The sequence below is a fragment of the uncultured Nitratireductor sp. genome, assembly GCF_913053745.1.
GTDB lineage: Bacteria > Pseudomonadota > Alphaproteobacteria > Rhizobiales > Rhizobiaceae > Nitratireductor.
Map to the genome: position 1 here is coordinate 1 of NZ_CAJXGF010000190.1, position 7,337 is coordinate 7,337.

7 protein-coding genes and 1 tRNA gene are annotated in these 7,337 nt (G+C 61.3%); 6 read left to right on the forward strand and 2 right to left on the reverse strand.

Annotation, left to right across the window (positions count from 1 at the left end; all coding sequences use genetic code 11):
* Positions 1-309, forward strand: a 309-nt coding sequence (locus QZ638_RS21195) for a DUF1499 domain-containing protein (RefSeq protein WP_295814169.1), incomplete at its 5' end; no start/stop codon positions are given.
* A 14-nt stretch (positions 310-323) separates the two neighbouring features.
* Here QZ638_RS21195 and QZ638_RS21200 read toward each other — a convergent pair.
* A complete protein-coding gene (locus QZ638_RS21200; RefSeq protein WP_295814171.1) occupies positions 324-1,229 on the reverse strand; it encodes an MBL fold metallo-hydrolase in 906 nt (301 codons plus the stop codon).
* A 128-nt stretch (positions 1,230-1,357) separates the two neighbouring features.
* Here QZ638_RS21200 and QZ638_RS21205 point away from each other — a divergent pair, with 128 nt between their 5' ends.
* From QZ638_RS21205 to QZ638_RS21215, 3 genes are all read left to right on the forward strand, one after another.
* Entirely contained in the window at positions 1,358-1,963 is a 606-nt protein-coding gene (locus QZ638_RS21205) for a biotin transporter BioY (protein ID WP_295814174.1), read from the forward strand.
* 85 nt (positions 1,964-2,048) lie between these two features.
* Complete coding sequence (gene galE, locus QZ638_RS21210) at positions 2,049-3,038, forward strand: UDP-glucose 4-epimerase GalE (RefSeq protein WP_295814177.1); 990 nt, start codon at positions 2,049-2,051, stop codon at positions 3,036-3,038.
* Positions 3,035-4,264: an O-antigen ligase family protein gene (locus QZ638_RS21215; RefSeq protein WP_295814178.1), complete on the forward strand. Its 1,230-nt coding sequence runs from the start codon at positions 3,035-3,037 to the stop codon at positions 4,262-4,264. The genes galE and QZ638_RS21215 overlap by 4 nt, the downstream gene beginning before the upstream one ends.
* A gap of 13 nt (positions 4,265-4,277) precedes the next feature.
* Here the strand turns inward: QZ638_RS21215 and QZ638_RS21220 are convergent, their stop codons facing one another.
* A complete protein-coding gene (locus QZ638_RS21220) occupies positions 4,278-5,684 on the reverse strand; it encodes a mannose-1-phosphate guanylyltransferase/mannose-6-phosphate isomerase (protein ID WP_295814182.1) in 1,407 nt (468 codons plus the stop codon).
* 343 nt (positions 5,685-6,027) lie between these two features.
* Here QZ638_RS21220 and QZ638_RS21225 point away from each other — a divergent pair, with 343 nt between their 5' ends.
* Both QZ638_RS21225 and QZ638_RS21230 read left to right on the forward strand, forming a co-directional pair.
* A complete protein-coding gene (locus tag QZ638_RS21225) occupies positions 6,028-7,128 on the forward strand; it encodes a DUF2793 domain-containing protein (RefSeq protein WP_295814186.1) in 1,101 nt (366 codons plus the stop codon).
* 96 nt (positions 7,129-7,224) lie between these two features.
* Positions 7,225-7,299: transfer RNA gene (locus tag QZ638_RS21230), tRNA-Gln, on the forward strand.
* The last annotated feature ends 38 nt before the right edge of the window (positions 7,300-7,337 follow it).

Here is a 7,337-nt window from a genome sequence, read left to right on the forward strand (position 1 = left end):
GAGCATACGGTGGACAATGTGCTGGAGGTCGTCCGCGCGATGATGACGGAGCGGGGCTGGCAGCCGCGAGGACCGGAAGGTCAACAGCTTGCAGGCGGGAGCATCACCCTGGAGGGAGTGGCGCGTTCGTTTTTCCTTGGGTTTCCCGCCGACGTGGCCATTCGCATCGAGGACGACCAGACCGCCACGTTCGTCGACATGCGATCGGCTTCCCGCTATGCGCGCCACGACCTCGGAGACAATGCGACAAGGATTCAGCGCTTTCTAGCGGAACTCGACGAAAGGATGGCGCTGCTGGCGGCGGTGTAGATCAGCCTTCCAGTTCAGCCGGGGCGATAGATCGCGTCGATGGAAGGCTCGTGGTCGGTTTTCACCGCATCCCGGGCAACGAGATCCTCTAAATGGGCAAGAACGGAAAGGGCCGCCGCCCCGTGGAGGCGAGGATCCGTGTCCCGATAGATCGCGCCGACCATCTGCGGGATGGTTCGATCGCCACGCGCGACGCGTTCGAGAATGGCGCGCTCACGCATTTTCCGGTGTGCCTTGAGGCCGCGCATGAAGCGTTGCGGGTTTTTCACACGGCTGCCATGCCCCGGAAAGAAGACAGTGTCGTCGCGCTCCAAAAGGCGATCGAGGGAAGTCATATAGTCGGACATGGCTCCGTCGGGCGGAGCCACGATGGATGTCGCCCAAGCCATCACGTGATCGGCTGAAAACAGAATGCCCGTATCTTCCAGCGCGAAGGCCGCGTGATTGGCGGCATGACCCGGTGTGTGTATGGCGCGGATCGTCCAGCCATCCCCCTCGACAAGTTCGTTATCGGCCAGCGGCCTGTCGGGCCTGAAATCCATATCCGCGCTTGCGTCGAGAGGATTCGTCTCGCCGATTCTGAGCGCTCGGGCAGCACGATGCGGCCCCTCGGCGCAAATCACCGCACCGGTTCGACGGGCGAGCCGGGCGGCGAGAGGGGAGTGATCCCTGTGTGTATGACTGACGAAAATATGGCTGACCGGACGCTCGTCGATCGCCTTGAGCAGTGCCTGCAAATGCGCCTCATCTTCCGGGCCTGGATCGATGACAGCGAGACTGGAATCGCCAACAATGTAGCTGTTCGTTCCATGAAAGGTGAAGGCGCTGGGGTTGTTGACGGTGAGGCGCAGAACGTTCGGCGCAACCTTTACTGCCTCGCCATAAGCGGGATCGAAATGCGTTTCAAATTCCAGGGTCATTGACACAGAGTCCGGAAATACGGGAGCGGAGAACGACACCGCGTCTCATTCAGGTTGCCGCATATCATGGAAGCGCTTATAGGAGAAGGAAAGCGCATCAATTCGCAAAGAGCATGAACGGAGGAGCCATGTCGCTCGCTATCGCCTCAAAATCTCTCGTTTCGCAGACGCTCCCGGATCACGGCGCCCGGCGTTTGACAACCCAGCTTTTCCTCGCTCTCGGCGCCACCGTGGTGCTCGCGCTTTCGGCGAAGACTCGTGTTTTCCTGGGACCGGTGGATCTCTCCCTGCAGACGCTGGCCGTTCTCGTGATCGGCGCGACCTTCGGCATGCGCCTGGGCGTGGCGACGCTCCTTCTCTACATGGCCGAAGGCGCCATGGGCTTGCCGGTTTTCCAGGGAACGCCCGAAAAAGGCATCGGTCTTGCCTACATAATGGGACCGACGGGCGGTTACCTGCTCGGTTTCGTGGCCATGGCCGCCATTGCCGGCTGGGCGGCGGATCGTGGATGGGACCGAAATCCCCTGAAACTCGGAGGCGCGATGCTGGTGGCCGAGGCCGCCATGATGGTGTTGGGTTTCGCCTGGCTGGCCGGTCTGATCGGTGCAGACAAGGCCTGGCAATTCGGCGTTGCCCCGTTCGTCCTGCCCGATCTGGTCAAGGTGGCACTGGCTGCGTGCTTCATGCCGGCGGCTTGGGCTCTGTTGCGCGGGCTGGGTGTTTCCAGGCATTAATCCTGCCATGGAATCGCCGCTTTAACGGGAAAAGCAAATCGGGCCAGATAGGGATGTCTGGCCCGTTTTTTGCGAGGGGATTGGGATGAGCGTTTTGGTCACCGGCGGGGCCGGCTATATCGGCAGCCATATGGTCTGGGAGCTTCTGGACCATGGCGAGGACGTGGTCGTTCTCGATCGGCTGAGCACCGGTTTCGACTGGGCGGTGGCGGAGAACGCCACCCTGGTGGTGGGCGATATCGCCGATGAGGCTCTGGTGGAGGATCTTATCCGCAATCACGATGTGGACGCGATCGTTCATTTCGCGGGATCGATCATCGTACCCGAATCCGTTTCCGACCCGCTTGGCTATTATTTGAACAACACGGTGAAATCCCGCAGCCTCATCGAAACCGCGGTGCGGTGCGGTGTGCGCCACTTCATTTTCTCCTCGACCGCGGCCGTTTACGGCAGTCCGGACAGCTTTCCGGTCGGCGAAGACACCGAATTGCGTCCCGAATCGCCTTACGGCACATCGAAGATGATGACGGAATTGATGCTGCGCGATTGTGCAGCCGTGCATGCGTTCGACTATACGGCGCTGCGGTATTTCAACGTCTCGGGTGCCGATCCGGACTTGCGCACCGGTCAATCCACCAAAGGCGCCACGCATCTCATCAAGGTCGCCTGCGAGACGGTCACGGGCAAACGCGGTCATATGGACGTGTTCGGAACCGACTATGATACGCCGGACGGCACTTGCATTCGCGATTACATCCACGTCTCGGATCTCGTGAACGCGCACTATCTGGCGCTCGAAAGAATGCGTGCGGGAGGCGGCAGCCTCGTTGCGAATTGCGGCTATGGAAACGGTTACTCAGTGCTCGAAGTCATCGATGCGGTCAAAGCGGTGGCGCAAACCGATTTCGACGTGCGGGTCACCGGCCGCAGACCGGGCGATGCGGTGGCGATCGTCGCGGAGGCGGAACGGTGCCGCCGGGAGCTCGGCTGGAAGCCGCGCTACGACGATCTGAAGACCATCGTGACGCATGCGCTGAAATGGGAAACCAAGCTCGCCACGCGGAACCGGCAATGAATTACCGGACCGTCAACAGACTTTTCACCCTCGCCACATTCGCGATGCCGCCGGTCGTCGGCTCGGCAACGAGTGTGGCGTGGCATGGGGGCGCGCTCTGGTGCGTTTTCGAAGTGCTTTCCGGCAGACGGCGATTAAGCCCCGATACCGCGATGCGGTGGGTTTCTCTGCTCATGCTGGTTTACGTTCTGTCCAATGTGGTCGCATTTCTCGTCAACGAGCCGAGTCTTGAGATGACGTACAAGCTTCTGCCGCTCGCGACCTTCCTGCTCTTCCCGTTCTCCTATTCCATCTGGACGATCGCCAAAAAGGAAGAGATCGCGCAGGCAGCACTTGTGGGGGCAGCGATTGCCAGTTTCGGTGGGCTGGTCTTTGCGCTTGTCCAGTACAAGTATCTTGGCTTGCGCGCGGAGGGCGGGGCCGGAAACGCCTTGGTGTTTGCCGACGTCGTGTGTCTGGCGGGGCTCACTTGCCTGGCGGGCGCCCTCATTTTCGACAGCAAGCGCTCATTTGCGCTCCTTGTCGCATTCGCTGCCGCCTTCGGCGCCGTGATGCTTTCGGGGTCCCGATCGGTTTGGGGCGTCATGATCGTTCTCACGCTTGCGCAATTCTTCATCTTCCGCACGCGTGTCCTGACCTTGCTTCGGGGCCATATTCTCGTACTGGTTGGGATTGCGATCGTTGTCGTCGTTCTGACGTCCGGCCTGATCGTGAGCCGGTTCGAAGCCCTTTGGTCCAATATGGACAAGCTTACCGAAGCCGGGGATTACAACACCTCGGTGGGCCTGCGGGTGGCGCTCTGGAAAACCGGGGCGCAACTGTTCGCCGAAAGTCCCATCTTCGGTCACGGGATGCAGAACAGTTCGACGCTTATCAAGGAACTCTTGCAGCGGGATTTCGGGCTGGAAGTGGGTTTCACCCATTTCCATAACGGGTTTCTGACCATCTTCGTGGAAGCCGGGATCGTCGCCGGTTGCGCGATCATCGCAATGTTCGCGCTGATCAGCGTGATCGCGGTTCGGAGCCTGGCCAATCGCGAGGACCCGCTCGCGCGTCTGGGCGGCGCATTGCTGCTGATGCTCGCGGTCGTCTATGCGGGCGGAGGAAGCGTTAACCTCATATTCGGGCACGACATTCTCGACACGGTTTTCATGGTCTTCCTGATCGTCGGGCTCTTTCTCGCGCAGGGAAGCTCGCGCCTATCGGAAACCGAGCTGTCCGGCTAGTGCCGGGCAGGCGTCAGACGCGACCGTATCGATCCTCCAGGCGCACGATGTCGTCTTCGCCGAGATAGGAGCCCGACTGAACCTCGATCAGTTCCAGAGGGATCTTGCCGGGGTTTTCCAGTGCATGGATTTCGCCGAGCGGTATGTAGGTCGACTGGTTCTCGGTGAGCATGATGGTTTCATCGCCTTTCAGAACCCGTGCGGTGCCGCGCACAACCACCCAATGCTCCGCCCGGTGGTGGTGTTTCTGGACGGAAAGCTTAGCGCCGGGTTTCACCGTGATGCGTTTGACCTGATAACGATTGCCGAAGTCTATGGAATCGTAATCGCCCCAAGGACGATAAACCCGGCGATGGTTCACGTGCTCGGTGCGCCCGGCCGACTTGAGTTGGGCGACGATGTCCTTGACGCGTTGAACCGTATCGCGTTTGGCCACGAGAACGGCATCGGCGGTTTCGACGACGACGAGATCCTCGACGCCGACAATGGCGACGAGGCGCTTTTGGGCGGAAACGATCGAGTTTCTCGATGCGACCTGCAGCACGTCGCCGGTCAGCGCGTTTCCGTCAGCGTCCTTGTCGTGCGCTTCCCAGATTGCCGACCATGAGCCGATGTCGTTCCAGCCGGCGTCGAGCGGCACGACTGCGGCGCGGTCGGTTTTTTCCATCACCGCATAATCTATGGAATCGGAAGGGCAAGCCTCGAACGCGGTGCGCTCGGGCCGCAGGAAATAGGCATCGCTTTCAACGCCCGCCATCGCCGCCTTGCAGGCATCGAGGATCGCCGGCGCATGTTTGCGCATGGCGTCCAGATAGACGCTGGCGCGGAACATGAACATGCCGCTGTTCCAATCGTGTTCGCCGTCCTTGAGATACGCTTTCGCGGTTTCGAGGTCCGGCTTCTCGGCAAACCCTGAAACGGCGAAGCCGGTGTCGCCGATCTTTTCGCCGCGGCGAATGTAGCCGAAGCCGGTTTCGGGACTGGTCGGCACAATGCCGAACGTTACAAGCCGGCCTTCCTGTGCCAGCGTCTGTGCCTTTGCGATACCTCGATGAAAGGCGGATACGTCCTTTACGAGATGATCGGCGGGCATCACCAAAAGCAGCGGATCGGCGCCATTCGTCATAGCCTGAAGCGCGGCAAGAGTGATCGCGGGGGCGGTGTTGCGTCCCACCGGTTCGAGCAGGATAGGCGCATTCTGTATGCCGGCCTGTCGGAGCTGCTCGGCGGCGAGAAAACGGTGCTCCTCATTACAGACGGTGAGCGGTGACGCACAATCCAGTCCGTCCAACCGGCGCATGGTCTGTTGCAGCATGCTGCCGTCGTCGACGAGGGCGCAGAACTGTTTGGGGTAGTGCTCGCGCGAAACCGGCCACAGCCGTGTTCCCATCCCGCCCGCCATGATCACCGGTACAAACATGATCCTACCCCGCCATTGCCTCGAACGCATAGCCTCAGCCGTGAAGGCGTGCGGCGTGCCATATGTCAACACTCGCGCGCGCCTTCGTTCAATATGCCCCACTTTAGATTGGAAACGTTGACGCGGGGTGTAGGCAATAGGTCTATCCGGGGAAACGCTCCGTCCATGGGGAGAGGGCGCTACCTCGACGGGCTTGTTTTTCCACGCCGCAAGCCGTGCAAGCTGCCGAAAAATTCGACCGCGTCCACCCTTTGCCGTGGGGAGACGGCGATGCCCACCCTCGATTTTGTCCCCGGGTCCGCCATGGCCGGTAGACTTCTGCCATCACAAGGAACGGGCCGACATGGAACAGACCGCAAATCTCAAGCTCCCCTACATCATGCCTTCGCAGGCGCAAAAGCACGTGACGCACAACGAAGCCATTCGCCGGTTGGACGGGCTGGTGCAGCTGGCGGCGCGCGATCGCGACCTCCCGGCACCGCCGACAGCTCCCGACGACGGCGACTGCTACATCGTCGGATCGGCCGCGACCGGAGACTGGGCCGGATGGGACGGTCAGATCGCCTATTTCGTCGACGGGGCGTGGGAGCGGCTTGCGCCGGTCATCGGTTGGCGGGCCTGGATCGTCGACGAGGAACGCCTTGCGGTGTTCGACGGCGCTGGCTGGCAGCCGGTCGACGGACTGCCCGGGAGTGGAGCCGAGATCCAGGAGGTGGCTCTCTTCGGGCTCGGGACAAGTGCAGATTCCGCCAACCCGTTCTCTGCAAAGCTCGACAAGGCGCTCTGGACCGCGCGCTACGCCGCCGAAGGGGGAACGGGAAACCTGTTCTACACGATGAACAAAGAGACGCCCGCCGGCGATGTGGGCTTCCTGCTGCAAAGCGGTTTCGTGACCAAGGCGACAGTGGGGCTTTTCGGCTCGGATGGCTGGAGGCTCGCGGTTTCGGCCGACGGTTCTGCCTTCAACGATGCAATCCGCACGGACGAGGGATCGGGCCGCGTCGCGCTGCCTAGCAATCCCAAATTCCTCGCCTTCATCAATTACGATCAGTATATCGCAGCCGACACGTGGCAGACCGTGGCCATCAATGACACGCAAGCCAACGACCAGCTTGCCTTCGATGCGGGTGCGAACCGGTTCACGGCACCGGCGGAGGGGCTCTATCGATTCGGAGCGGCCATCGGTTGGAAACAGAACGGCACCAATGTTCCCTCTGCGGTGAAGGCGAAGCTGGTGCTCAATGGCGCGGGCGACCTTTGCGCACCTCTGGTGGCAGGCGATGTTGCCGGTCTCGCGGTCGACGGGTCGGAGACGGTATTGCATCTCAATGTGCTGGCGCGCCTAGCGGCGGGCGACACGGTGGAGCTTGCGCAACGCTTCAGCGGCCTGGACGGCTATGCGCCGGCGACTGTCACCCGTTTCTGGGGGGCATGGTTGGCTTAATGCATTCTGGAGGGAGAAAGGCGTCTCCACAGAAAGCCTCGAAACGCCTGCTTGTCGTGGGGCCGCGCTTCTGCTATCCACCGCTTCGCTCGGTCTTGGGGCGTCGCCAAGTGGTAAGGCAACGGTTTTTGGTACCGTCATTCGCAGGTTCGAATCCTGCCGCCCCAGCCAGACTTCACTAAAGCTACGGCTGGGCCAGCCGGAGCGCC

Coding starts and splice junctions, on each gene's coding strand:
- QZ638_RS21200 (WP_295814171.1), bottom strand. CDS start 1,229: ATGACCCTGGAATTTGAAACGCATTTCGATCCCGCTTATGGCGAGGCA.
- QZ638_RS21205 (WP_295814174.1), top strand. CDS start 1,358: ATGTCGCTCGCTATCGCCTCAAAATCTCTCGTTTCGCAGACGCTCCCG.
- galE (WP_295814177.1), top strand. CDS start 2,049: ATGAGCGTTTTGGTCACCGGCGGGGCCGGCTATATCGGCAGCCATATG.
- QZ638_RS21215 (WP_295814178.1), top strand. CDS start 3,035: ATGAATTACCGGACCGTCAACAGACTTTTCACCCTCGCCACATTCGCG.
- QZ638_RS21220 (WP_295814182.1), bottom strand. CDS start 5,684: ATGTTTGTACCGGTGATCATGGCGGGCGGGATGGGAACACGGCTGTGG.
- QZ638_RS21225 (WP_295814186.1), top strand. CDS start 6,028: ATGGAACAGACCGCAAATCTCAAGCTCCCCTACATCATGCCTTCGCAG.